This window comes from Streptomyces sp. SID12501, assembly GCF_010550245.1.
Lineage (GTDB): Bacteria > Actinomycetota > Actinomycetes > Streptomycetales > Streptomycetaceae > Streptomyces.
On sequence record NZ_JAAGLU010000006.1, the window covers coordinates 198,889 to 222,819 of the forward strand.

The window sequence follows — 23,931 nt, forward strand, 5'->3', positions numbered from 1 at the left end:
CAGATCAGGGGAGCCCGGGGCGGGACATATCCGACTCTGCTGGGTCGGCGTCAGCCCGCAGCAGCTTGCGGGAGGCGAGACCGGGGAAGGCAGCTTCCCACACGGTGCGCACAGTGCGACTGACAAGGTTCTGCAACACCGGCCACATCTGGAGAAGCAGGTCGAGGTAGCGGGGCAGGTCGTCGCAGAGGCCCTCGTGTAGGACGGTGCGGTACAGGCCCATGCGAGCTCTCCGCTATGTCCACCACGGTGAGCGCATCTCGGATTCTGAGGGCTCGTCAGTGCTAGGGCCTCGTGAGCGACCAGGTGCTGGCTCGTGCGTGGCCGAAGTTGTCACGCCTGATAGGGCGTCATATCGCCGGACATCCACATGACCCCGGAGGAGGGCATGCGTGCCCACCTCGACCTACAGGGCGGGGCGGCCGGCGGGCTGATGCTGCCGATCCACTGGGGCACCTTCAACCTGGCGGCGCACGCGTGGTCGGACCCCGGCGAGGGCACGATCACCGCCGCACGCAAGGCGGACGCGCGGATCGCGCTGCCCCACCCGGGTGAGCCCTTCGAGCCCACCGCCGAGACCGTCCCCTCGGAGCCCTGGTGGCGGGGCGTGGCCGTGATCCCGGCGGGCGGCTGGCCGGCGGTCGACGCCCCTCGTACGGCCGACATCACTCGTACGGCTGATGTGGACGGCACCCGGACCGACACGGCCGGTGACATTCAGGGCGGAACTATCGACGGCGGCGGAGGACCCAAGGCGGTTTCCGCGAGCTGACGGTGACGGGCGAAAACGGACGACGGACGGACAACCGTACGAACGATGAGGGCCGGGGAGTAGGCGACTCCCCGGCCCTCATCGTCTGTTCATGACCGGTTCTGACCAGCCCTGATCGATTTGGTGGGGCCAGGGAACGTGCGTCCGAAGGGCTTATCGGTCTGCCGTACGAGATGTCATACCAGAGCGGGACCTCGTTCGGGGGAGTTTGTCAACTGCCCACCGCACGTGATGCGTTGCCGACTACTGTGAGTGGTCGCCGGGCAACACAGGGCCGTTTTCTTCGGCTCTCGACCGGCACCGCCATGGCGCACGCCCGGGTCGCGCAGACGCGCGGTCCCCGGGTCCCGACGCACCAGTACGAGGACGAAGATGTCTCACCTCCGAGCACCGGCCCCCCGTGCAGACCGCCGTGAGGGCGGGCGGCACGGTCGGCCGGTCGCGCGTACTGTCCCCCCACTGCCCGAGACCCAGATACGGCCCCAGCTCATGCGGCTCGCCGTGCTGCCGCCCCTCGCGGTCGCCCTCAGCGCCTGCGCGGCCGTCCTGTTCATCGTCCGCTCCGGCGAGGTGCGGCCCAGCCTCACTCTGTTCACCGTTCTCACCGGGGCGGTCGGCGTGGCTGTCGGGGGCGTCGTGTTCGCCCTGGTGGCCGCCGACCGCGCCGCCAGGTTCGTGCACGACCGCCTGGGCGCCCTGCGCCGTACCAGCGCCCGTGGCGAGGTCGAGCTGCGCGCCCTGGTCGAGGGGCTGCGGCGCGGCGACCCACCGCCGGCCCGCAGGACACGGGGCGTACCCGCTGCCGACGCCGACGACTTCGAACTCCTCGGCGCCGACCTCGCCCGGGCCCACGACAGCGCCCTCACCGCGGTCGTCCAGGCCGCGCAGCTCTCCAGCCAGACGGGCAGCGAACAGAAGGTCGAGGTCTTCGTCAACCTCGCCCGGCGCCTCCAGTCCCTCGTGCACCGCGAGATCTCCATCCTCGACGAGCTGGAACACGAGATCGAGGACCCCGACCTGCTCAAGGGCCTCTTCCACGTCGACCACCTCGCCACCCGTATCCGCCGGCACGCCGAGAACCTCGCCGTCCTCGGCGGCGCCGTCTCGCGCCGACAGTGGAGCAACCCGGTCTCCATGACGGAGGTGCTCCGCTCGGCCATCGCGGAGGTCGAGCAGTACTCGCGGGTCAAACTCGTGCCCCCGATCGACGGCACCCTGCGAGGACACGCTGTCGCCGACGTCATCCACCTGCTCGCCGAACTCGTCGAGAACGCCACCGTGTTCTCCGCCCCCCACACCCAGGTGCTGCTGCGCGCCAACCTCGTGACCTCGGGGCTCGCCATCGAGGTCGAGGACCGCGGCCTCGGCATGCCCGTGGACGAGCAGCACAAGATGAACACGCTGCTCACCGACCCCGACCAGGTCAACGTCGCCAGCCTGCTCCAGGACGGCCGCATCGGCCTCTTCGTGGTCTCCCAGCTCGCCCGCCGGCACGGCATCCACGTCCGTCTCCAGACCAACATCTACGGCGGTGTGCAGGCCGTACTCGTCGTACCGCAGGGGCTGCTGGGCACGGACACGGCAGCGGGCGGAGTCGTGGGCGTAGCCCAGTCGCGTCCCCAGGTGACGGCTGAGCCACCGGGGCCGGCCCAGGCCCGGACCCAGGAGACCGGGAGCATGCGGAGGGTGGCCGAGCCGCCCAGGCAGCGTCCGTCGGCCGCCGGCCACGAGGGACGGCACCCGGCGCCCTCGACGCCCGGCCCCGGCATCCAGCCCGGCGCCTCGACGATGCGGCGCCCGGAGGCACCCCGGCCCACCGCACCGGTGCCGAACGGCCGGGGCCCGGCCCCGCTGCCCGTACGCGGGGCCCGCGTGGAGCGGCCCAACCCCGCCGAGGCGATGCCGGGCGTCCGCCCCGACGACCGGCGGACCGTCGCGGAGAACGTGGCCGCGCCGCCCACCCCCCGCAACAGCGCCGTGCGCGGCACCATGGGCAAGCCCCAACTGCCCCGCCGCCGCGCCCAGGAGCACATCGCGCCCCAACTGCGCGGCGGCCCGGCGGCCCCCCGCCCGGAGGGCGAACACGTCGAGCACGACCCCGGGCTCATGGCCGCCTTCCAGCGCGGCATCGGGCTCGCCGAGGCGCGCCAACTGGAGTCGGACTACACGGACCCGGCCGTGGCCGCGATGGAGAGGGCGTACGAGGCGGAGTACGGGGAGTCGGCGCGCACCCGGACGCCCGCCAGGCAACCGGCACCCCCGGAACAGACGTACGCGGAGTCCTTGTACCCGGCCGAGTACGTGGCAGCGCGCCCCGAGCCGGTGATCATCCCCCCGTCCGGCGAAGACGCGGGCCGCACCGATGTCACCGTGCCCGCCATGGACCCCATGGACGTACCGCCCATGGACACGTCCCCCATATCCGAGGCGCACCGGCTGCGCGCGCCCGGACACGACCTGGACCTCACTGCCCGGCACGACGGGAGCGCACCGGCCGGATGACCACCCCCCGCAGCACCACCCCTGCCCCCCACCCCAACGCTCCCGCAGACCTTCGTACCCCAAGGAGTCGATCCACCATGGCGAGCGATGTGCCGACCGGCCATGTATCAGATCTCGACTGGCTGATGAGCGGTCTCGTCCAGCGCGTACCGCACACCACGAGCGCGGTACTCCTGTCCTGCGACGGACTCGTCAAGTCCGTGCACGGGCTCGACCCGGACAGCGCCGACCACATGGCCGCCCTGGCCTCCGGTCTCTACTCCCTCGGACGCAGCGCGGGCGTCCGCTTCGGCGACGGCGGTGAGGTGCGGCAGGTCGTCGTCGAACTCGACTCGACCCTGCTGTTCGTCACCACCGCCGGCTCCGGCACCTGTCTCGCCGTGCTGGCCGGCCGCGAGGCCGATGCCGCGGTCCTCGGCTACGAGATGGCGATGCTGGTCAAGAGCGTCCGCCCCTACCTGATGACCGCCCCCCGGCAGGCCGCGGTCGAACCCACGGCGATGAGGCCTTGAGCGTGACGGCGGCCGGCGACGGGCCATGGCTCGACGACGCGGCCGGACGGCTCGTGCGCCCCTACACCGTCAGCAACGGCCGGACCCGGCCGACCACCGCCCTCGACCTCATGTCACAGGTGATGGCCACCGGAGCCACCCCTCTCGGCTACCTCGGCCCCGAACACGCTCAGGCGCTCGACCTGTGCCGGGAGCCCGTCTCGGTAGCCGAGGTGTCCGCCCAGCTGAAACTGCCTGCGGCGGTCACCAAAGTGCTGCTTTCCGACCTGGTCGACTGCGGGGCACTCACCACGAAACCGCCCGAGTTCTACCACAAGCCCACTGACCGGTCACTTCTGGAGGCAGTGCTCGATGGACTACGACGACAGCTCTGATCCCTTCCCCACCGCACTGAAGATTCTGGTGGCGGGAGGATTCGGAGTCGGCAAGACGACCCTCGTCGGCGCGGTGAGCGAGATCGCGCCGCTCAGCACGGAGGAACTGCTCACCACGGTGAGTGCCTCGACCGACAGTCTCGAAGGCATCGAGAACAAGGTCGAGACCACCGTGGCGATGGACTTCGGCCGCATCACCCTGGACCCTGAACACGTCCTCTATCTGTTCGGCACGCCCGGACAGGAGAGGTTCTGGTTCATGTGGGACGAGCTCTCCGAGGGCGCGCTCGGCGCGGTGATCCTCGCCGACACCCGGCGCCTGGAGGACTGCTTCGCGGCCGTCGACTTCTTCGAACAGCGCGGCCTCGGCTTCATCGTCGCGATCAACGAGTTCGACGGCTCGTACCGCTACGACCCCGAGGAGGTGCGCTCCGCCATCGATCTCGACCCCGACATCCCGATCGTGCGCTGCGACGCCCGGATCTCCAGTTCGGGGGTGCAGACCCTGCTCACCCTCGTACGGCATCTGCTCGCCCACGCGCCCGCGCCCGCACCCAGTGCCCACAGTGAGGGAGCCCGCCCATGACCTACGACCCGCCCCGCCCGGCCGGTCGTCTCCTGCTTACCCCCGAGGACGACGAAGCTCCGGCCCGCACCCGACGGCTGCACGGACTGGGCTTCGGGGAACGGCCCGAGCCCGCCCTCGACGCCTTCGCGGACCGCCTCGCCGAGCTGGTCCGCGCGCCGTACGCGATGGTCAACTTCATCGGCGAGGAGCGGCAGTTCTTCGCCGGGCTCCATGTCCCGGGCGATGCCGACACGGGCAGCGGTCGGGATGCCGGTGCCGACTCCGACGGAGTGAAGCCGCGGGTGGGCCGTCGGCTGCCGCGCGACCACGGGTTCTGCCCGCATGTGGTGGTCCGGCGCAAGGCACTCGTCCTGGAGGACGTCCGCGACTATCCGCGGTTCGCGGGCAACCCGGTCGTGGACGAGTTCGGCATCCGCTCCTACCTGGGCGCGCCGCTCATCGACAGCGCGGGCATGGCGCTGGGCACGGTGTGCGTCGCCGACTTCGAGCCGCGCCCCTGGGGGAGGGCGGGGCTGGAGACCATCAAGGCGATGGCGGCGGAACTGGCCGGGCAGCTCGCGCCGGGGGAGGTCCCTCTCTGAAGGGCGTCTCCGTCATACGGAGAGACTCAGTCGTAGAGCGTCATGTGGAGACCGTCATACGGAGACCGTCTCGCCGTCCGGGAACATGATGAGGGCGCGGCCCTCCTCCGTCACCGCGCACGACACCGCCTCACGAAGGGCCTGCGGATGCACGGCGTCCCGGGTCAGCGCGACCAGGGTCACGAACAGCCTGCTGGCGCCCGGGGATTCGGCGGCGCGCTGGAGGTACGGTGTCGCCGAGTGCGGGCCGAAGGCGTTCGCGTCGACCTCGCGGGCCACACCCGTGGCCTCGTCCCAGCCGTGCAGCGCGACGACCACACTGGTCAGCCCCGAACCGGTACGGGTCAGGGCCCAGCCGTCACCCCGCTCCGCCTCGGGCAGGGCGGTGTCGGCCACCGCGTAGCCGCCCTCCCGGACCGCCGCTTCGGCCGGCGTCTGTACCCGGTGCACGCGGATCTCCCAGGTACCGTGCAGCACGCTCGTCGACTCGACTTGGAACTCCCCTTCCACGCCAGGGAGTTCGGCTTCGTACCGGGAGGCTGCGACCCGCCCCGAGCAGTGCAGCGGAAGGATTCTGCGCCGGCGTGACGCCGTGCCGTCGGGGGCGAGGAGCGCCAGGTGACCGTCCACGTTCCGTTCCCAGGCCGACGAGCCCGTCTCCGGTGCGGTGGCCGACGAGTAGCCGAACTTGGCGTAGTGCGGATCGTCGTCGGCAGGTCCCTCCATCGGGTTGTGGTCGCTGCCGTGGTTGACGAGACGAACGATGCCGTCGTGCCGGGTGCCGTGCAGCAGCCAGCCCGGTCCCGGCAACGCCGTGTACTGGTCGGACTCCTCGATGGGCAACGGGCGTTCGCGCGCGGTCCACACCGAGTGCTCCGGGGGCAGCAGCAGCCCCAGGAAGGCCGTGCTCGACCAGTACGGCGATCCGGGCCCCGAGGAGGCCTGGGTCGCCGGCAGGAACGTGCCGTACCAGCCCAGCGGCAGCAGCCCGCGCTCGTCGGGCACCCCGCGCTCCACGAAGTGCGCCACCGCGCCCGAGGCCAGCCGCCTGGTCAGCCCCGGCGCCAGCGGAGTGCACTCGGCCAGCGCTCCCAGCCAGACGGGAGCGGTCGCGGCGAAACGGTACGTCAGGGAACGGCCCTGGTGGACGGGGGCGCCGTCCGCCCCGAAGAAGTGCGGGTAGGAGGCGAGGTACTGGGCCAGTCTGCGTTGGTGGACCCGGCCGCGCCCGCCGTCCTCGCCGCCCGTCATCCGGCACCACAGCAGCGGATACAGATGCAGGGCCCAGCCGACGTGGTAGTCGAACGTGCGGCCGTCGCCGTCGCTGTACCAGCCGCCGCCGACATACCAGTCGTCGATCCGGTCGAGTCCGCCGTCGATGTCCTCCTGGCGGTGCGGCGCCCCCACGGAAGCCAGGAACTGCTCGGCCACCACCTGGCAGAGCCGCCCGCTGTCGTCCCGGGTACGACGGCCGACGAAACCCCACAGCCAGTCGACGATCCGCTCCTGGACGTCCACGTCGAGCCGGTCCCAGATCCACGGCCGGGTCTCGTGCAGCCCGATGGCGATCGAGGCCGCCTCGGTCATCGGCTGGGAACAGTCGGTGAGTTCGGGCCAGGCCTCGCCGCTGTCACGGTTCGTGCCCGTTGTCAGACCCTGCGCGTAGCGTTCCACGAGACGTGGATCGGCCTCGCCCGCCGCTCCCGCGATCCGGAAGGAGGCCAGCAGGAACGACCGTGCGAAACCCTCGAGGCCGTCCGACACCACGCCCGCCGAGGAGTTCCGGCCCGGCAGCCGGTACTGCGCGAGACCCGGCGTCGCATAGGGGACCAGCGCCTCCAACTGCCGGTCTGCGAGAGCCTCCCAGTGTGCCCGGGTCCAGCCGGTGAACAGGGACAGGACCCGGTCGTTCGGCGGAAGCGTCAAGTGCGGTGCGGGCATGACGGGTTCCTGACTCCTTGGACGGCCCCGGGCGGGGGCGGTTGCCGGTCCAGCCGGTTCACATGTCGTTCGCGCGGTTTCCCAGAAGGGATACGGCTGATCGTTCCGGTCGGATCAACAGGTGTACGGCTGTTGTCGTTCTTCCGGCCAATTGGGATATGCCAGTCGTCGTCCGGCGTGAAGGAAAGCTGCGGCGGCGCTTAAGAAATCCTCGATGGACCTGGGAGCCGTCGTACGGCAGATTTCGTCTCGCGACCCGCGTTCTCGCGGTCTCAGGCTCGGGATCTCGCCGGTCCCGTCGGTCCTGCCGTCGACGTCACCACTCTCCCCGCCACGGGCTCCTTCGGCGTGCCCTGCCCCGGGGTCCTACCCACAGGAGCGTTGCGTTGAAGGCGCTGGTCAAGAAGAAGGCGGAGCCCGGACTGTGGCTCGCGGACGTACCGGAACCGGCGGTCGGCCACGGTGACGTGCTGATCAAGGTGCTCAGAACCGGGATCTGCGGCACCGACCTGCACATCCGGGCCTGGGACGGCTGGGCGCGGCAGGCGATCCGGACGCCACTGGTGGTCGGACACGAGTTCGTCGGCGAGGTCGTCGGAACCGGACGCGATGTCACCGACATCGGTGTCGGCGATCTCGTCAGCGGCGAGGGGCACCTGGTGTGCGGGCGGTGCCGCAACTGCCTCGCCGGGCGCCGCCACCTGTGCCGGGCCACGGTGGGGCTCGGTGTCGGCCGGGACGGTGCCTTCGCCGAGTACGTGGCGTTGCCCGCCGCCAACGTGTGGGTGCACCGCGCGCCCGTCGACCTCGACGTCGCCGCGATCTTCGACCCGTTCGGCAACGCCGTGCACACCGCACTGTCCTTCCCGCTGGTGGGCGAGGACGTCCTGATCACGGGAGCCGGCCCGATCGGGCTGATGGCGGCGGCGGTTGCCCGGCACGCGGGGGCGCGGAACGTGGTCGTCACCGACGTCAGCGAGGAAAGGCTCGAACTGGCCCGCAAGATCGGCGCGAGCCTGGCGCTGAACGTCTCCGGCGCGACCATCGCCGACGGCCAGCGCACCCTCGGTCTGCGCGAGGGCTTCGACATCGGCCTGGAGATGTCCGGTCGCCCCGAGGCACTGCGGGACATGATCGCCAACATGACGCACGGCGGACGCATCGCCATGCTCGGCCTGCCGGCCGAGGAGTTCCCGGTCGACTGGTCCCGGATCGTCACCTCGATGATCACCATCAAGGGGATCTACGGTCGTGAGATGTTCGAGACCTGGTACGCGATGTCGGTGCTCCTGGAGGGCGGCCTCGACCTCTCCCCGGTCATCACCGGCCGCTACGACCACCGTGACCACGAGGCCGCGTTCGCGGACGCGGCGAGCGGCCGGGGCGGCAAGGTCATCCTCGACTGGAACACGTAACCCCCTTATAGCTTCAGGAGCCTCTTCATGTTCGACTCCGTGCGCGACGACCTGCGCGCCACCCTCGACGAGATCCGCGCCGCCGGTCTGCACAAGCCCGAGCGCGTCATCGGCAGCCCGCAGTCCGCGACCGTCTCCGTCACCTCGGGCGGGCGCCCCGGCGAGGTGCTCAACTTCTGCGCCAACAACTACCTCGGCCTCGCCGACCACCCCGAGGTCGTCGCCGCCGCCCACGACGCACTCGACCGCTGGGGCTACGGCATGGCCTCCGTGCGGTTCATCTGCGGTACGCAGGAGGTGCACAAGGAACTGGAGGCCCGGCTGTCGGCGTTCCTCGGGCAGGAGGACACAATTCTGTACTCCTCCTGCTTCGACGCCAACGGCGGAGTCTTCGAGACCCTCCTGGACGCCGAGGACGCGGTGATCTCCGACGCCCTCAACCACGCCTCGATCATCGACGGCATCCGCCTGTCCAAGGCCCGCCGCTTCCGGTACACCAACCGCGACATGGCCGACCTGGAACGGCAGCTGAAGGAGGCCACGGAGGGCGGCGCGCGCCGGAAGCTGATCGTCACCGACGGCGTGTTCTCCATGGACGGCTACGTGGCCCCGCTGCGGGAGATCTGCGACCTCGCCGACCGCCACGACGCCATGGTCATGGTCGACGACTCGCACGCCGTCGGGTTCGTCGGTCCCGGCGGCCGGGGCACTCCCGAACTGCACGGCGTCATGGACCGCGTGGACATCGTCACCGGCACGCTGGGCAAGGCGCTGGGCGGTGCGTCCGGGGGCTACGTGGCCGCTCGCGCCGAGATCGTCGCTCTGCTGCGTCAGCGCTCTCGGCCGTATCTGTTCTCGAACACGCTTGCCCCGGTGATCGCCGCCGCCTCACTGAAGGTGCTCGACCTGCTGGAGTCGGCGGACGACCTGCGGACCCGACTCACCGAGAACACCGCCCTGTTCCGCCGACGGATGACGGAGGAGGGCTTCGACATCCTCCCCGGCGACCACGCCATCGCGCCCGTGATGATCGGTGACGCCACGAAGGCCGGCCGGCTGGCGGAGCTGCTGCTGGAGCGGGGGGTGTACGTGATCGGCTTCTCGTACCCGGTCGTCCCGCAGGGCAAGGCCCGGATCCGCGTCCAGCTGTCGGCGGCGCACTCCACCGAGGACGTGAACAGCGCGGTCGACGCCTTCGTCGCGGTCCGGACGGAGCTGGAGGGCTGACCGGACGGTCCCTGCCATACCTTCCGGGACACCGTTCCGGACATACCGTCCCGGACGTACTGGATAATCGATCGCATGATCGAAGCGCGGCGGCTCCACATCCTGCGTGCGGTGGCAGACCACCGGACGGTGACGGCGGCTGCCGCCGCGCTGTATCTCACCCCCTCGGCCGTCTCCCAGCAGCTCACGGCCCTGGAGCAGGAGACCGGCCACCGGCTCGTCGAGCGCGGCGCCAAGGGGGTACGGCTGACCCCGGCCGGCGAGATCCTGCTCGCGCACACCAACATGGTCCTCGCCCAACTGGAGCGGGCCGAGGCCGAGTTGGCCGCGTACGACTCGGGCGACGCCGGCACGGTCACCGTCGCCGCCTTCGCGACCGGGATCGCCCTGGTCGTCGCCCCCGCCCTGGCCCGTCTCGCCGTGACCGCCCCCGGCATCCGGGTCCGTGTCCAGGACGCCGAGGGTGACGCCAGCCTGCCGATGGTGCTCGACCGGCAGGTCGACGTCGCGGTTGCTGTCGAGTACCGGGGAGCGCCGCCCGCCGACGACCCGCGCCTCACCCATGTTCCCCTCTACGCCGAGCCGTTCGACGCGGTCGTCCCGGTCACGCACCGTCTCGCCGGCGCCCACGAGGTGCCGCTCGCCGAACTGGCCAAGGACGCGTGGATCGGGCCGTACCCCGGCAACCCCTGCCATGAGGTGGTCGTCCTGGCCTGCGAGAACGCCGGTTTCCGGCCCCGCCTCGAACACTCCTCCGACGACTTCCGTGCGGTCGTGGCCCTCGCCTCGGCCGACGCCGGCGTGGCCCTCGTACCGCGTTCGGCGCTGCGCGGCATGGAGCTGACGGGCGTGGTCGTGCGGCCGGTCGACGGGGTGGCGCCCACCCGGAGGGTCTTCGCGGCCGTACGCCGGGGAGCGGAGGAACACCCCCTGATCCGCCCGGTGCTGGAGGCGCTCGGCACCGCCTCGGAGGTGTAGGCGGGCGTCCTGGCAGGGGGCGGGCCCTCCCGCCGGATGACTGCGGGTGATTGTCAGTGGCATTGGCTACGGTGCGTTGCATGCCGGAAGCCGAAGACGTACGCCGTATCTCCCTCTCCCTGCCGGACACGACGGAGAAGATCGCCTGGAGCATGCCCACGTTCCGGGTCGCGGGCAAGATGTTCGCCACGCTGCCCGAGAACGAGACCTCCATCGCCGTCCGCTGCCCGAAGGAGGAGCGCGACGAACTGGTTCTGGCCGAGCCCGAGAAGTTCTGGATCGCCGACCACGAGGCGGGCTTCGCCTGGGTCAGAGTGCGCCTGGCCGCGCTGGAGGACGAGGGTGAACTGCGGGACATCCTCGCCGACTCCTGGCGCCAGGCCGCCCCGACCCGGCTGCTGGACGCCTACCCGGAGCTGGGGGCGCCGGACGCCGACTGAACCCGGACGGCGAGCTCAGGCCACGAACCCCCGGATCCGCTCCCGGAGCGTCCGCGCGTCGAGCCCGTGCGCGGCGACATGCTCCTCGATGTCCCCGTAACGGCGTAGTTCGCGGCGGCCCACGCCGAGGCCCAGCACCCGGTGGGGCACGTCGGAGAGCGCGTCGTTCACGACGGCTGTCGACGTGCCCGCGAGGTACGGCTCGACGAGGACGACATCGGTGCCCGCCGCCTCCGTGGCCCGGCGCAGCGCTGCCGTGTCGAAGGGCCGTACGGTCGTCGCGTACAGGACGGTGACGTCGAGCCCTTCCGTGGCGGCGAGCACCGTGTCGAGCATCGGCCCGACGGCGATCACGACACCGGCGCGGCCCTCGCGGACGGTGAGGAACCGTTCCCCGTCGACCGCGAGCCCTTCCGCGTTGGACTGCGCCGACAGCCGTACGTACACCTTGTCGTCGCCCGCGGCGACCGCGTGCCGCAGCAGTGTCTCGGCCTCGTCGGGGTGCCCCGGTACATGGACGGTCCAGCCGTCCAGGGTGTCGAGGAGGGCCACGTCACCGGGTGCCATGTGCGTGTAGCCGCCCGCCGGCCAGTCGAAGGAGGCGGCGGCGCTCACGAGTACGGCGCCGACGTCCTGGTGGCCGAGGTCGAGCTTGACCTGCTCGAAGGGGCGCTCCACGAGGAAGCTCGCGAACGTGTGCAGGACGGGGCGCATCCCGGTGAGCGCCAGGCCGGCGCCCGCGCCGACGAGGAGCTGCTCGCGGATGCCCACGTTGATCACCCGGTTGGGATGCCGGGCCTGTGCCCGATCGAACGCGTCCGCGCCGATCTCGGCGAGGACGACGGCGACGCGTGGGTCCTCGTCGAGCAGCCTGGTCAGGACAGGGGCGAAGCGGTCACGCATGGTGTCCATGGGGGAGTGGATCCCTTCGGGTCGGTGAGATGGTCAGTGAGATGGGTCGGTGAGACGGGTCGGGCAGGTCGGGTGCGCCCGGGTCAGTCGGACTTCGGTTCGACCCGCGCCACGACCGCGTGCGGGCGGCCGGGATGCGGCACGGTGAAGGCGGTGTACAGGGCCTCGTGGTCACGGCCGTCGACCGTTGCCGTGGACCAGCCCGCGGCCTCGAAGCGGGCGGCGATACCACCCGGCCGGGCATGGCTGGCGGACGAGTTGTCGACGACGACGGTGTGCAGGCGTTCGAGGCCGGCGGGACCGGCGAAGGCGATCGCCTCGTGGTTGCTGCCCTCGTCCAGTTCGGCGTCGCCGGTCAGCACCCACACCGCGGGCCCGTCGAGCCCCTGGGCGCGCAGCCCCAGCGCCGTTCCGACGGCGATCGGCAGTCCGTGCCCGAGCGAGCCGCTGCCGATCTCGGCCCCCGGCACCAGCACCCGGTCGGGGTGGTGGCCCAACGGCGAGTCGTACGCGCCGAAGCCCGGCAGCCAGTCCACGGGCAGGAAGCCCTTGGCGGCGAGTACCGCGTAGTACGCCATGGGCCCGTGCCCCTTGGAGAGCAGGAACCGGTCGCGCCCGGCGTCCGTCATCCGGTCCGGTCCGACCCGCAGGACCCGGTCGTAGAGGACCCAGAGCACGTCAAGCGTGGAGGTCGCAGCGGGCCCGTGCTTCTCGTCGCCGGTCATCAGCCCCATGAGCCCGGTCAGCTCGGCGTACTCGTGTCGGGCGTGCGTGTCCTGTGCGTCGCGTGTCTCGGACATGTCGGCGTGCGTGGCTGTGGCTGTCATGAGGACGATCGTGCGACCTCAACCAAACTTGAGGTCAAGGGCCGAGTGTGCGAATAAAGGAGTGCGCGACCATCGACTGGAGTGCGGTATTGTTTCCATGCGTGTTCCGGCCAGGGGAAACCCCAGGTCAGACCGCATCGGGACGTGGCGCAGCTTGGTAGCGCACTTGACTGGGGGTCAAGGGGTCGCAGGTTCAAATCCTGTCGTCCCGACTTTACGAAGTCGGAAGTCGGAGGCCGTTCTCCCCGTAAATTGGGAGAACGGCCTCCGGCGTTTTCGCGCAGCGGTGTCAGCCGCCGCCGTCGAGGTCGTCGCGCCGTCGGAGTACGCGCAGCTCGTCGCCGACGCACTCCATCTCGTACAGCTTGCCCCGCGCGTTCTCGAAGGGGCGGTGGAGCACCATCATCAGTCGGCCGTCGAACGTGTGGAAGAGCATGCCGTGACCGCTGTCCTCGCGGACCAGCGGCCGGTGCTGCCGCCACGGCCCGGTGATGGTGCCGGACTCCGAGGTGGCGTACGTCTGCACATAACCGCCGCTGATGGCCCCGTCCCCGCCGACCACGTTCTTCTCGTACGTCGACCACAGCATGAGCAGCGACCCGTCAGGGGTGCGGTGGAGCTGAGGGCCGTCGGTGATGTACGGCGGGAGCTGGTTCGGCAGGCCTGCGGGGATCTCCTCGGTGAGCCAGGACGCGTCCGAGGCCTTGAACAGGAAGACCGGATCCCCGATCGTCCGGGACAGGTCCGGGGCCAGCCGGATCGCTTCCATGGTTCCGTCGATGGTCTGCAGCCACTCGTGCGCGTACACCATCCACGGCTGTCCGGACAGGTCGACGTGGAGCGTGCCGTCGAGCGTCATGAGGTTCGCGGGCGGGGTGGGGCGTGCGGGGTCGACGACGGCGAACGGGCCCAGCAGCGAGGAGGAGACGGCCGTGATCGTGCCGCGCATGTAGGCCGGGATCTGGAACGGCGTACCCCACTGGTTGGGCGGAGGCACCGGAAGCGGTCTGTCCTGGTTGTGCAGCGTGGTGAACAGGTAGTACCTGCCGTCCCATTCGTGCACCTCCGGCGCCCAGCCGCCGTCGGTCGCCCAGATCTCTTTCTGGTCGGCAGCCAGGAAGACCACCACGGGGCGCGTCCAGTCGCGCAGGTCGTGGCTGCGGTAGACCATCGTGCCGGTGCCGTCCACGCCCGATACGGACGGGTCGTTGGACGTGTAGAGGTAGTAGGTGCGGGTCTTCTCGTCGGCGACGACGAACGGATCGTGCAGCGGCATGTCGGGAAGCCGCATCGGGTCGGTGTCGGTCTCGGTGTCAGCCACGGTGTCAGCCACGGTCGAAGGATAAACGCGCCTGTCCGGCCCGGGCTCGCACCCGTGTTCGGGCCTGCCGTTGGCCGAGAAAAACGCTTGGACCGGGCGGGCGCCGTCGCGGGACACTGGGACTTCTGGCCTGCCCGTACTCGCACTTCGGCGCCGCCGCGAACCTCGCGGGGGCTCCGTCGTCGTGCCCGCCTGTCGGGACGACCCCGGCGACGGCGTGTGGCGGGCCGCCCTACGACGACACAGGGACGACACAGGGTGGGAATGGGATCGCCTGAATCTCGCGAGGTCCCACCGGACAAAGGGCCGGTGCTCCTCGCGCTTCGATATTACGTACGGGAGTTGGCCCGACTCAGGTGGCTGACGCTCCCCGCGATGCTGCTGCCGGCGCTCGGCAACATCGGCCTCGCCTACATCGCGCCGCTGGTCGTCGCGAAACTCGTCGGCCGAATCGCCGACGAGGGCGGCATCACCGCCGGCTCGGCCATGCCCTACGTTCTCGTCTTCGCCGGCGTCATGCTGCTCTCGGAGGTGCTGTGGCGCTTGGGCCTGCACTGCCTGAACCGCGTCGATGCCCGTGGTATCGAGCATCTGTACGTGATCGGTATGGACGAGCTGTTCGCCAAGGACGCCGCGTTCTTCCACGACAACTTCGCCGGGTCGCTGACCAAGCGCGTCCTGAGCTTCGCCTCCCGGTTCGAGGAGTTCGTCGACACGCTGACCTTCCAGGTCGTGGGCAGTCTGGTGCCACTGGTGTTCGGGTCGGTGGTGCTGTGGCGCTACGAACCGCTGCTCGTGGTCGGCCTGTTGGCGATGCTCGCCCTGACGGCGCTGTGTGTGGTGCCCCTCATCCGGCGTCGCCAGGCGCTCGTCGCCAAGCGTGAGGAGGCGATCGCCCGGGTGTCGGGCCATGTCGCCGACAGCCTGATGAACATGGACACGGTCCGGGCGTTCGCCGCCGAGGAGCGTGAGGCCGCCGAGCACCGGTCCCGGGTCGCGGCGTCGAGGCGGCTCATGCTCAGGTCGTGGGACTACGGCAACCTGCGCATCGACACGCTGGTCGCGCCGCTGTCCGTACTGACCAACGCCCTGGGCCTGCTTCTCGCGGTCACGCTCGCCGGGGGCGGGCACGGCGTGGAGACGGTCGTGGTCGCCTTCACGTACTACGCGAACGCCACGCGGATCATGTTCGAGTTCAACCAGATCTACCGTCGGCTGGAAAGCTCGATGACGGAGGCCGCGCAGTTCACCGAACTGCTGCTGACGTCGCCGACCGTGCTCGACCCGGCCGCGCCGGAGGCCCTTACGTCCCGGGCCGCCGACGTCCGCTTCGAGAACGTGACCTTCGCCCACGCGGGCGCCGGGCCGCTCTTCGAGGGCCTCGACCTGGCGGTGCCCAGCGGGGCGAAGATCGGCCTCGTCGGCCGTTCCGGCGGGGGCAAGACCACGCTCAGCAGGCTGCTGCTGCGGATGACGGACATCGACGGCGGCCGGATCATGATCGGGGGCCAGGACATCAGCCAGTTGCGCCAGGCGGACCTGCGCGGCCTGATCGCCTACGTGCCGCAGGACCCGGCGATGTTCCACCGCACGCTGCGGGACAACATCGCGTTCGCCCGGCCGGACGCCTCCGACGCCGAGATCCGCCGCGCGGCCGAGGCGGCGCACGTCACGGAGTTCGCCGACGTGCTGGCGGACGGTTTCGACACGATGGTGGGCGAGCGCGGAGTCAAGCTGTCCGGCGGTCAGCGCCAGAGGGTCGCTCTGGCCCGGGCGATCCTGCGCGACGCGCCGATCCTGCTGCTCGACGAGGCCACCAGCGCCCTGGACTCCGAGAGCGAGATCCTCGTCCAGGAGGCGCTGTGGCGGCTCATGGAGGGCCGGACGGCGCTTGTGGTGGCCCACCGGCTGAGCACGGTCGCCACCATGGACCGACTCGTCGTACTCGACCGCGGCCGGATCGTCGAGCAGGGCACGCACCACGAGCTGCTCGCTACGGAAGGTGCCTACGCGAAGCTCTGGCAGCACCAGTCGGGCGGCTTCCTGGACGACACCCCTGCCCGGGCCGATCTCCACTGAACGCGACCCCGTCAGGGGTGAGTGGCCCGGCTCACATGGCGCGAGCCGGGCCGGGCCGACACCATGGGGCGCGTCACCGGCAGGCTGAAGGGATCCATGATGTTCCGCAAGGTGCTGGTCGCCAACCGAGGTGAGATCGCGATTCGCGCGTTCCGCGCCAGCTATGAGCTGGGCGCGAGGACCGTGGCCGTCTTCCCGCACGAGGACCGCAATTCACTGCATCGGTTGAAGGCCGACGAGGCCTACGAGATCGGCCGGCCGGGACACCCGGTCCGGGCGTACCTCTCCGTGGAGGAGATCATCCGCGCCGCGCGACAGGCGGGCGCGGACGCCGTGTACCCCGGCTACGGGTTCCTCTCGGAGAACCCCGATCTGGCGAGCGCCTGCGAGGAAGCCGGCATCACCTTCGTCGGGCCCAGCGCCGACACGCTGGAGCTGACCGGCAACAAGGCGAGTGCGGTGGCCGCCGCCCGCGCCGCCGGCGTACCGGTGCTGGCCTCCTCGGCGCCCTCCGCCGACGTGGACGAGCTCGTCCGCGCCGCCGAGGACATCGGTTTCCCGGTGTTCGTCAAGGCTGTCGCCGGCGGTGGCGGGCGCGGCATGCGGCGGGTCGAGGAACCCGCACAGTTGCGCGAGTCCATCGAGGCCGCGGCCCGCGAGGCGGCCTCCGCGTTCGGCGACTCCACGGTCTTCCTGGAGAAGGCGGTGGTCGAGCCACGCCACATCGAGGTGCAGATCCTCGCCGACGGCCAGGGCAATGTCATCCACCTCTTCGAGCGCGACTGTTCGGTGCAGCGGCGCCACCAGAAGGTGATCGAGCTGGCCCCCGCGCCGAACCTCGACCCGGATCTGCGCGACCGGATCTGCGCCGACGCCGTCCGGTTCGCCCGGGAGATCGGCTACCGCAACGCGGGCACCGTGGAGTTCCTGCTCGACCGTGACGGCAACCACGTCTTCATCGAGATGAACCCGCGCATCCAGGTCGAGCACACGGTGACCGAGGAGGTCACCGACGTCGACCTCGTGCAGTCGCAGCTGCGCATCGCCTCCGGCGAGACACTCGCCGACCTGGGGCTCTCCCAGGAGACCGTCACCCTGCACGGGGCCGCGCTCCAGTGCCGTATCACCACCGAGGACCCCGCCAACGGCTTCCGCCCGGACACCGGCAGGATCAGCGCCTACCGTTCGCCCGGCGGTTCCGGCATCCGGCTGGACGGCGGCACCACCCACGCCGGTACGGAGATCAGCGCGCACTTCGACTCGATGCTGGTCAAACTCACCTGCCGGGGCCGTGACTTCGAGACCGCGATCAGCCGGGCCCGGCGTGCCGTCGCCGAGTTCCGGATCCGTGGCGTGGCCACGAACATCCCGTTCCTGCAGGCCGTGCTCGACGACGCGGACTTCCGCAACGGCCGGGTCACGACATCGTTCATCGAGCGACGGCCTCACCTGCTCACGGCACGTCACTCCGCCGACCGGGGCACGAAACTGCTCACCTACCTCGCCGACGTCACGGTGAACAAGCCGCACGGTGAGCGGCCCGAGCTGATCGATCCGGTCGGCAAGATCCCGCCCCTGCCGAATACGGAACCGCCCGCCGGCTCCCGGCAGCGGCTCGTGGAACTCGGCCCGGAGGGCTTCGCCCGGTGGCTGCGCGAGTCACCGACCATCGGCGTCACCGACACCACGTTCCGCGACGCCCACCAGTCACTGCTGGCCACCCGGGTCCGTACCAAGGACATGCTCGCCATCGCCCCGGTGGTGGCACGGACGCTGCCCGAGCTGCTGTCCCTGGAGTGCTGGGGCGGCGCCACGTACGACGTCGCGCTCCGCTTCCTCGCCGAGGACCCCTGGGACCGCCTGGCCGCTCTGCGCGAGGCCGTCCCGAACATCTGTCTGCAGATGCTGCTGCGCGGCCGTAACACCGTGGGCTACACGCCGTACCCGACCGAGGTGACCGACGCCTTCGTGCAGGAGGCCGCGGCCACCGGTATCGACATCTTCCGGATCTTCGACGCGCTCAACGACGTCGGGCAGATGCGGCCCGCGATCGACGCCGTACGCGAGACGGGAACGGCGATCGCGGAGGTCGCCCTGTGCTACACGTCCGACCTGTCCGACCCGTCCGAGCGGCTCTACACGCTGGACTACTACCTCCGGCTGGCCGAGCAGATCGTCGAGGCCGGAGCGCACGTTCTGGCCGTCAAGGACATGGCGGGCCTGCTGCGCGCTCCGGCCGCCGCGACCCTCGTGACGGCGCTGCGCCGCGAGTTCGACCTGCCGGTGCACATCCACACCCACGACACGGCGGGCGGCCAGCTCGCCACCTACCTCGCCGCGATCCAGGCCGGCGCGGACGCGGTCGACGGCGCGGTGGCGTCGATGGCGGGCACCACCTCGCAGCCGTCGCTGTCGGGCATCGTCGCCGCGACCGACTACTCCGAGCGGCCCACCGGGCTGAGCCTGAAGGCCGTGGGCGACCTGGAGCCGTACTGGGAGAGCGTCCGGAAGATCTACGCACCGTTCGAGGCGGGCCTCGCCTCGCCGACCGGGCGCGTCTACCACCACGAGATCCCCGGCGGACAGCTGTCCAACCTGCGCACCCAGGCGGTCGCGCTGGGCCTCGGCGACCGCTTCGAGGCGATCGAGGCGATGTACGCCGCCGCCGACCGGATCCTCGGCCGGCTGGTGAAGGTCACCCCTTCGTCGAAGGTGGTCGGCGACCTCGCACTCCACCTCGTCGGCGCCGACGTCTCGCCGGACGACTTCGAGGCGACGCCGAACAGGTTCGACATCCCCGACTCCGTCATCGGCTTCCTGCGCGGTGAGCTGGGCAACCCGCCCGGCGGCTGGCCGGAGCCGTTCCGCACCAAGGCACTGGAGGGCCGCGCCGCCGCCAAACCCATGGCGGAACTGACCGCGGACGACCGCACAGGGCTGGCCAAGGACCGGCGGGCGACACTCAACCGGCTGCTGTTCCCCGGGCCGACGCGCGAGTACGAGACGCACCGCCAGACCTATGGCGACACCAGCGTGCTGGCCAGCAAGGACTTCTTCTACGGGCTGCGTCCCGGGACGGAGTACGCCGTCGACCTCGAACCGGGCGTACGGCTGCTCATCGAGCTGGAGGCCGTGGGTGAGGCCGACGAGCGCGGCATGCGCACCGTGATGTCCACGCTGAACGGCCAACTCCGGCCGATCCAGGTGCGCGACATCGCGGTGTCCTCCGACATCCCGGCGACGGAGAAGGCGGACCGGGCCAACCCCGGGCATGTCGCCGCGCCGTTCGCCGGAGTGGTGACCCTCGCCGTCGCCGAGGGGGACGAGGTGGCGGCCGGCGCCACGGTGGCCACCATCGAGGCGATGAAGATGGAAGCCGCGGTCACCGCCTCGAAGGCCGGGAAGGTCACGAGGCTGGCGATCAACAGGATCCAGCAGGTGGAGGGCGGCGACCTGCTCGTCGAGATCGCCTGAATCCGGGGCGGCCCGGCTCCCGGGCACCAGCGTCATCCTCGGGAGCCGGAGTTCAGGACGCCTGTCCGCCGTAGTAGTAGCCCTCGGGGTCGCCGACCACGGCGTACGGGGGAAGCGCGAGCAAGGGCGGGAACGGTTCGGCCGAATCCGTGGACGTCTCCCTTCGGGAGCTGTGCAGGCGGGCGTAGGTGCCGCCCAGGGCGAGGAGTTCGTCGTGGCGGCCGGTCTCGACGACGCGGCCCTGGTCGATGACCAGGATGCGGTCGGCGTCGGGAGCCAGGTCCAGGTCGTGCGTGATCACGATCGTGGTGCGGCCTGCCATCAGGCGGCGCAGCGGTTCGACGATGCGCCGGGAGGCGATCGCGTCGAGGCCGGTGGTGGGCTCGTCGAGGACGAGGACCGGCGCGTCGCGCAGTACGGCCCGGGCGATGGCGAGGCGCTGCAACTGGCCGCCGGACAGCCGTGCCGAGTTGGGGTCGACCTGGGTGTCGTACCCGTCGGGGAGCGCGGAGATGAATTCGTGCGCGTCGGCCGTGCGGGCCGCCTCCTCGATGGCGTGGTCGCTGGCGCCGGGCCGGCCGCAGGCGATGTTGGCGCGGACCGTGTCGTGCAGGACCAGGGTCTCCTGCGGCAGCAGGGCGACGTACTCACGCAGCCGGTCCAGCGGGAAGTCCGTCAGTGGGGTGCCGTCCAGCAGGACGGCGCCGGAGTCGGGGTCGTAGAAGCGCAGCAGGAGTTTGGAGAGGGTGGACTTGCCGGCGCCGCTCGGCCCGGTGACGATCACCAGCTCGCCCGGGTGCACGGTGAACGACAGCGCGTCGAGCGCCGTGGCGTCGGCGCCCGGATAGCGGAAGGTGACGTCGCGCACCTCGACGCTGCCGTCGGGCCGCCCGGTCCCGGTGCGCGCGGGGCCGGGTGGGTCGGAGACGGCGGGCCGGGCGTCCAGTACCTCGATGAGCCGTTCGGCGCCGGCCGTGGCGGCGGTGACGACAAGGCCCAGCTGGGCGAGGCTGCGGATCGGCGGATAGAGGTAGCTGAGGAGCGCGGCGAACGCGAGCAGCTGGCCGAGCGTCATCTGTCCTTCGGAGATCTCCCAGACACCGATGCCGATCACGGCCAGCACGCAGATCGTCTCGATGACCTGGACCAGCTGTCCGTACGCCTGGTTGAGGCGGGCCGAGCGCACGGAGGCCCGGAACCACGCCGTCGCCTCCGTCTTCAGCTTGCGCCGTTCGGCGTCCTCGCGACCGTACGCCTGGGTGAGGACGAGATTGCCGAGGGATTCCTCCACCACGGAGGTGACCGCGCCGTCGGCGACCCGGCCGTCCCGGGCGACGGACTTGACGCCGGCGGAGAACCTCCGGGCGGCCAGCCAGAACAGCGGGGCGAGGGCGAAGGTCACCGCGGCGAGGTCCCACTGCAGCCAGAACGCGGCCGCCGCGTAGAAGACGGCGCTGAACAGCGCGGACGCGGTGCCGATGAGGCCGGAGACGGCCATCTGCTCGATGGACTCGATGTCACCGGTCAGCCGGGAGAGCAGATCGCCCTGGCGGTGGCGCTGGAAGAAGTGCGGGGGCAGCTTCTGCACATGGTCGAAGACCCGCTCACGCAGCCGCATCACGAACCGCTCCGACACCCATACGGACAGGGAGCCGCCCGCGTATCCGATGGCCGCGCCCACCACGGCGATACCGAGCCACTGGACGGCGGGCGACCAGAAGGCGTCCAGCGAGCCGTTCTGGAGCGCGTTGTCGGTGAGATCGCCGAAGAGCAGGATGGCGGACGTCTCGGCGACCGCGCCGAGCACGGTGCACAGCCACACGGCCACGAGCCAGCGCCGCAGCCCTTTCGTCAGGGGCCAGAAACGGCGGAATGCGGTGCGGGCGGGGACGGTGGGGGTGGCGTGCGGTTCGTACTCTTCGGGCCTCTCGCTCTTTTCGAAATTAATGGGAAAACCGTATGCGGACAATTCAATACCCGGCGGGACGCTTCGAGGGTGATCAATCCCTGAAAAACTCTTGGTCGCACGCATAATTCTCCTGTTTTGCATGACCAGGAGCATGCTTCGAATACCTTACGAACCAAGCTCCCGCAGTTTCCGGGACTTTGCCCGATCGCCAGGTGTTTCCGAGGAGATCCACAGTCTGCGCACAGTGGTGCGGAGCGGAGCGGAAACGCCGGGAGGGCCGGTGGAACACCACCGGCCCTCCCGTGTGAGCAGGGCTTGTACGTCAGAAGCCGAACCGGGGCGGGCGGGGATCGCCGGGGCGCGGGCGTCGGCGGCCCGCCTGCTGAGCGTCCTGCGGGTTCTGCGGGAACTGGTTCGCGTTCGGGTCCGCGTTCGGGTCCGGGTTCCGGCGGGGGGTGAGCGGGGCAACAATCCTGAAGCTCATACTGACTCCTTCTGAGTTTCCAGTACTGCACGGGACGAATTCCGCGTGAACGAGTAGGTGGACCAGGGCTTTTGCCCCGGGCCGCTTCGCCGTTCGATGAAAGGAAACTTAACACGAGCCTGCGCGGCGTCAATCGAAATCTCAGAATTCAGTTCCCATGGAAATGCTGTGAAAACCTTGGTAATTCCTGGGTTCTGATTGTCCGCCCTGTTCAGGACAGGCGGCCGACATGAGCCAGGGCCTGCTTGAGGAGGACTCCCTGGCCGCCCGGCATCTCGTTCTGTACCACGGGGGAGGACGCCTCCTCCGGGCTGAACCAGACCAGGTCCAGGGCGTCCTGGCGGGGACGGCAGTCGCCGGCCACCGGGACGATGTAAGCGAGGGACACCGCGTGTTGGCGCGGGTCGTGGAACGGTGTGACCCCCAGCGTCGGGAAGTACTCCGCGACGGTGAAGGGCTGCGGGGAGGCCGGGACCCGGGGCAGCGCCACCGGGCCGAGGTCCTTCTCCAGGTTGCGCAGGAGGGCGTCGCGCACGCGCTCGTGATGCAGGACGCGGCCCGACACCAGAGCACGGCTGACCGTGCCGTCCGAGCTGATGCGCAGGAGCAGGCCGATCTTGGTGACTTCGCCGTTGTCGTCGACGCGCACCGGTACGGCTTCGACGTACAGGATCGGCATCCGTGCGCGAGACTGTTCGAGCTCGTCGGGTGCCAGCCAGCCGGGCGTGGTTTCGATCATGTCAGACATTTGCTGATCGTACTTTCAACTCGTCCTGTTTCTGCATAGCCGCTCCACGTCGAACGCGCCACATCCGGGTGACCCGCCACCCTCACGCCTCCGGGTGCGCATGTCCGTTCTGCCATGCCCAGGCCGCGATCTCCACCCGGTTCCGGGCGGCCAGCTTCGCCTGCACGCTCGACAGGTGTGTCTTGACCGTGGAGAGGGAGACGAACAACGCGGAGGCGATCTCGGCGTTGGTGCGGCCCAGGGCGACCAGCCGGACCACGTCGAGTTCCCGGTCGGTGAGCGGCTCCCTGAGCGTCGCCGTGGAAACCGGGGACGGGGCCGCCGGGCGGAACGCCGTGGCCTGTGGGGCGGTGATGTGCTGGAGCAGGCGAACCGTGATCGACGGCGACACCAGGGAGTCACCGGCCGCCGCGGCCCGTACCGCCTCCGCGAGGAGGACGGGCCCCGAATCCTTGAGCAGGAACCCGCAGGCGCCGCCGCGCAGTGCCCCGTACACGTACTCGTCGAGGTCGAAGGTGGTGACCACGACGACCCGCATCGGGTCGGTGACACCGGGACCGGCCAGCAGCCTGGTCGCCTCCAGGCCGTCGAGCTTGGGCATCCGGATGTCCAGCAGGCACACGTCAGGGCGCTCACGGCGGGCCAGCGTCACGGCCTCCTCCCCGTCGGCGGCCTCGGCGACCACGGTGATGTCGGGCTGGGCGTCCAGGAAGAAGCGGAAGCCGGTACGGACCATGTCCTGGTCGTCCGCGATGAGGACACGGATCGGGGCGCTGGGCTGGGCGGCGGTCATGGCTCGATCATGCCTCAGAGGTGGGAGGGGAAGAGAAGGAGAGGAGAGGCCGA

General features: G+C 70.5%; 19 protein-coding genes, 1 tRNA gene and 2 pseudogenes. 13 read left to right on the plus strand and 9 right to left on the minus strand.

All coding sequences use genetic code 11. From position 1 onward, the window contains the following. Positions 1-4: 4 nt before the first annotated feature. Positions 5-232 (minus strand): annotated as a pseudogene (locus G3I71_RS08970) (hypothetical protein); the annotation flags it as partial. A 126-nt stretch (positions 233-358) separates the two neighbouring features. Here G3I71_RS08970 and G3I71_RS08975 point away from each other — a divergent pair. From G3I71_RS08975 to G3I71_RS09000, 6 genes and pseudogenes are all read left to right on the plus strand, one after another. Then, a pseudogene (locus tag G3I71_RS08975) lies at positions 359-772 on the plus strand (MBL fold metallo-hydrolase); the annotation flags it as partial. 372 nt (positions 773-1,144) lie between these two features. Further along, a complete protein-coding gene (locus tag G3I71_RS08980; protein ID WP_164313413.1) occupies positions 1,145-3,274 on the plus strand; it encodes a sensor histidine kinase KdpD in 2,130 nt (709 codons plus the stop codon). Positions 3,275-3,351: 77 nt separating this feature from the next. After that, positions 3,352-3,786, plus strand: coding sequence for a roadblock/LC7 domain-containing protein (locus tag G3I71_RS08985; RefSeq protein ID WP_164313414.1), 435 nt, complete (start codon positions 3,352-3,354; stop codon positions 3,784-3,786). Between the two features lie 2 nt (positions 3,787-3,788). After that, positions 3,789-4,160 carry a DUF742 domain-containing protein gene (locus G3I71_RS08990; protein ID WP_164313415.1) on the plus strand — a complete coding sequence of 124 codons (372 nt, stop codon included), beginning with the start codon at positions 3,789-3,791 and terminating at the stop codon, positions 4,158-4,160. Beyond that, positions 4,138-4,746, plus strand: a complete 609-nt coding sequence (locus G3I71_RS08995; RefSeq protein ID WP_164313416.1) for an ATP/GTP-binding protein — start codon at positions 4,138-4,140, stop codon at positions 4,744-4,746. The genes G3I71_RS08990 and G3I71_RS08995 overlap by 23 nt, the downstream gene beginning before the upstream one ends. Then, complete coding sequence (locus G3I71_RS09000) at positions 4,743-5,330, plus strand: GAF domain-containing protein (RefSeq protein ID WP_164313417.1); 588 nt, start codon at positions 4,743-4,745, stop codon at positions 5,328-5,330. Before G3I71_RS08995 ends, G3I71_RS09000 begins: the two co-directional genes overlap by 4 nt. Positions 5,331-5,384: 54 nt before the next feature. Here G3I71_RS09000 and G3I71_RS09005 read toward each other — a convergent pair whose 3' ends face one another. Continuing rightward, the gene (locus G3I71_RS09005; RefSeq protein ID WP_164313418.1) at positions 5,385-7,271 is read right to left on the minus strand and encodes a DUF2264 domain-containing protein; all 1,887 of its coding nucleotides are present in this window, start codon (positions 7,269-7,271) and stop codon (positions 5,385-5,387) included. A gap of 386 nt (positions 7,272-7,657) precedes the next feature. On the opposite strand from G3I71_RS09005, the gene tdh reads away from it, so the two are divergent. The 4 genes from tdh to G3I71_RS09025 all read left to right on the plus strand — a co-directional run bounded on the left by tdh (position 7,658) and on the right by G3I71_RS09025 (position 11,331). After that, positions 7,658-8,686 carry an L-threonine 3-dehydrogenase gene (tdh, locus tag G3I71_RS09010; RefSeq protein ID WP_164313419.1) on the plus strand — a complete coding sequence of 343 codons (1,029 nt, stop codon included), beginning with the start codon at positions 7,658-7,660 and terminating at the stop codon, positions 8,684-8,686. A 27-nt stretch (positions 8,687-8,713) separates the two neighbouring features. After that, positions 8,714-9,913 (plus strand): glycine C-acetyltransferase, encoded by a 1,200-nt coding sequence (locus G3I71_RS09015; protein WP_164313420.1) that lies wholly within the window; start codon positions 8,714-8,716, stop codon positions 9,911-9,913. Positions 9,914-9,988: 75 nt separating this feature from the next. Further along, a complete protein-coding gene (locus tag G3I71_RS09020) occupies positions 9,989-10,891 on the plus strand; it encodes a LysR family transcriptional regulator (protein WP_164313421.1) in 903 nt (300 codons plus the stop codon). A gap of 80 nt (positions 10,892-10,971) precedes the next feature. Continuing rightward, positions 10,972-11,331 carry an MmcQ/YjbR family DNA-binding protein gene (locus G3I71_RS09025; RefSeq protein ID WP_164313422.1) on the plus strand — a complete coding sequence of 120 codons (360 nt, stop codon included), beginning with the start codon at positions 10,972-10,974 and terminating at the stop codon, positions 11,329-11,331. Positions 11,332-11,346: 15 nt separating this feature from the next. Here G3I71_RS09025 and G3I71_RS09030 read toward each other — a convergent pair whose 3' ends face one another. Beyond that, complete coding sequence (locus G3I71_RS09030) at positions 11,347-12,243, minus strand: transketolase family protein (RefSeq protein ID WP_164313423.1); 897 nt, start codon at positions 12,241-12,243, stop codon at positions 11,347-11,349. An 83-nt stretch (positions 12,244-12,326) separates the two neighbouring features. Beyond that, positions 12,327-13,043, minus strand: coding sequence for a transketolase (locus tag G3I71_RS09035; RefSeq protein WP_164313495.1), 717 nt, complete (start codon positions 13,041-13,043; stop codon positions 12,327-12,329). A gap of 165 nt (positions 13,044-13,208) precedes the next feature. Between G3I71_RS09035 and G3I71_RS09040 the strand changes: the two genes are divergently transcribed. Next, positions 13,209-13,282, plus strand: a tRNA-Pro gene (locus G3I71_RS09040). A 77-nt stretch (positions 13,283-13,359) separates the two neighbouring features. Here G3I71_RS09040 and G3I71_RS09045 read toward each other — a convergent pair. Next, positions 13,360-14,361 (minus strand): glycoside hydrolase family 43 protein, encoded by a 1,002-nt coding sequence (locus tag G3I71_RS09045; RefSeq protein WP_164313496.1) that lies wholly within the window; start codon positions 14,359-14,361, stop codon positions 13,360-13,362. A 294-nt stretch (positions 14,362-14,655) separates the two neighbouring features. Between G3I71_RS09045 and G3I71_RS09050 the strand changes: the two genes are divergently transcribed. Both G3I71_RS09050 and G3I71_RS09055 read left to right on the plus strand, forming a co-directional pair. After that, on the plus strand, positions 14,656-16,470 hold the full coding sequence (locus G3I71_RS09050) for an ABC transporter ATP-binding protein (RefSeq protein ID WP_164313424.1): 1,815 nt from the start codon (positions 14,656-14,658) through the stop codon (positions 16,468-16,470). Between the two features lie 99 nt (positions 16,471-16,569). Then, positions 16,570-19,944, plus strand: a complete 3,375-nt coding sequence (locus tag G3I71_RS09055; RefSeq protein WP_203729783.1) for a pyruvate carboxylase — start codon at positions 16,570-16,572, stop codon at positions 19,942-19,944. Positions 19,945-19,996: 52 nt separating this feature from the next. Here the strand turns inward: G3I71_RS09055 and G3I71_RS09060 are convergent, their stop codons facing one another. From G3I71_RS09060 to G3I71_RS09075, 4 genes are all read right to left on the minus strand, one after another. Next, the gene (locus tag G3I71_RS09060; protein WP_343242894.1) at positions 19,997-21,892 is read right to left on the minus strand and encodes an ABC transporter ATP-binding protein; all 1,896 of its coding nucleotides are present in this window, start codon (positions 21,890-21,892) and stop codon (positions 19,997-19,999) included. A 283-nt stretch (positions 21,893-22,175) separates the two neighbouring features. Further along, entirely contained in the window at positions 22,176-22,337 is a 162-nt protein-coding gene (locus tag G3I71_RS09065) for a hypothetical protein (RefSeq protein ID WP_164313425.1), read from the minus strand. Positions 22,338-22,548: 211 nt separating this feature from the next. Further along, a complete protein-coding gene (locus G3I71_RS09070) occupies positions 22,549-23,076 on the minus strand; it encodes an NUDIX hydrolase family protein (RefSeq protein ID WP_164313498.1) in 528 nt (175 codons plus the stop codon). 91 nt (positions 23,077-23,167) lie between these two features. After that, on the minus strand, positions 23,168-23,878 hold the full coding sequence (locus G3I71_RS09075; protein ID WP_164313426.1) for a response regulator transcription factor: 711 nt from the start codon (positions 23,876-23,878) through the stop codon (positions 23,168-23,170). Positions 23,879-23,931 lie beyond the last annotated feature (53 nt).

Excerpts from the sequence above, each read along its gene's own strand:
- G3I71_RS09000 (WP_164313417.1), top strand. The coding sequence starts at position 4,743 with ATGACCTACGACCCGCCCCGCCCGGCCGGTCGTCTCCTGCTTACCCCC.
- G3I71_RS09030 (WP_164313423.1), bottom strand. The coding sequence starts at position 12,243 with ATGGACACCATGCGTGACCGCTTCGCCCCTGTCCTGACCAGGCTGCTC.
- G3I71_RS09075 (WP_164313426.1), bottom strand. The coding sequence starts at position 23,878 with ATGACCGCCGCCCAGCCCAGCGCCCCGATCCGTGTCCTCATCGCGGAC.
- G3I71_RS09045 (WP_164313496.1), bottom strand. The coding sequence starts at position 14,361 with ATGCGGCTTCCCGACATGCCGCTGCACGATCCGTTCGTCGTCGCCGAC.
- G3I71_RS09025 (WP_164313422.1), top strand. The coding sequence starts at position 10,972 with ATGCCGGAAGCCGAAGACGTACGCCGTATCTCCCTCTCCCTGCCGGAC.
- G3I71_RS08985 (WP_164313414.1), top strand. The coding sequence starts at position 3,352 with ATGGCGAGCGATGTGCCGACCGGCCATGTATCAGATCTCGACTGGCTG.
- G3I71_RS09055 (WP_203729783.1), top strand. The coding sequence starts at position 16,570 with ATGTTCCGCAAGGTGCTGGTCGCCAACCGAGGTGAGATCGCGATTCGC.
- G3I71_RS09015 (WP_164313420.1), top strand. The coding sequence starts at position 8,714 with ATGTTCGACTCCGTGCGCGACGACCTGCGCGCCACCCTCGACGAGATC.
- G3I71_RS09050 (WP_164313424.1), top strand. The coding sequence starts at position 14,656 with ATGGGATCGCCTGAATCTCGCGAGGTCCCACCGGACAAAGGGCCGGTG.
- G3I71_RS09005 (WP_164313418.1), bottom strand. The coding sequence starts at position 7,271 with ATGCCCGCACCGCACTTGACGCTTCCGCCGAACGACCGGGTCCTGTCC.
- G3I71_RS09035 (WP_164313495.1), bottom strand. The coding sequence starts at position 13,043 with ATGTCCGAGACACGCGACGCACAGGACACGCACGCCCGACACGAGTAC.
- G3I71_RS08980 (WP_164313413.1), top strand. The coding sequence starts at position 1,145 with ATGTCTCACCTCCGAGCACCGGCCCCCCGTGCAGACCGCCGTGAGGGC.
- G3I71_RS09065 (WP_164313425.1), bottom strand. The coding sequence starts at position 22,337 with ATGAGCTTCAGGATTGTTGCCCCGCTCACCCCCCGCCGGAACCCGGAC.
- G3I71_RS08995 (WP_164313416.1), top strand. The coding sequence starts at position 4,138 with ATGGACTACGACGACAGCTCTGATCCCTTCCCCACCGCACTGAAGATT.
- G3I71_RS09070 (WP_164313498.1), bottom strand. The coding sequence starts at position 23,076 with ATGATCGAAACCACGCCCGGCTGGCTGGCACCCGACGAGCTCGAACAG.
- G3I71_RS09020 (WP_164313421.1), top strand. The coding sequence starts at position 9,989 with ATGATCGAAGCGCGGCGGCTCCACATCCTGCGTGCGGTGGCAGACCAC.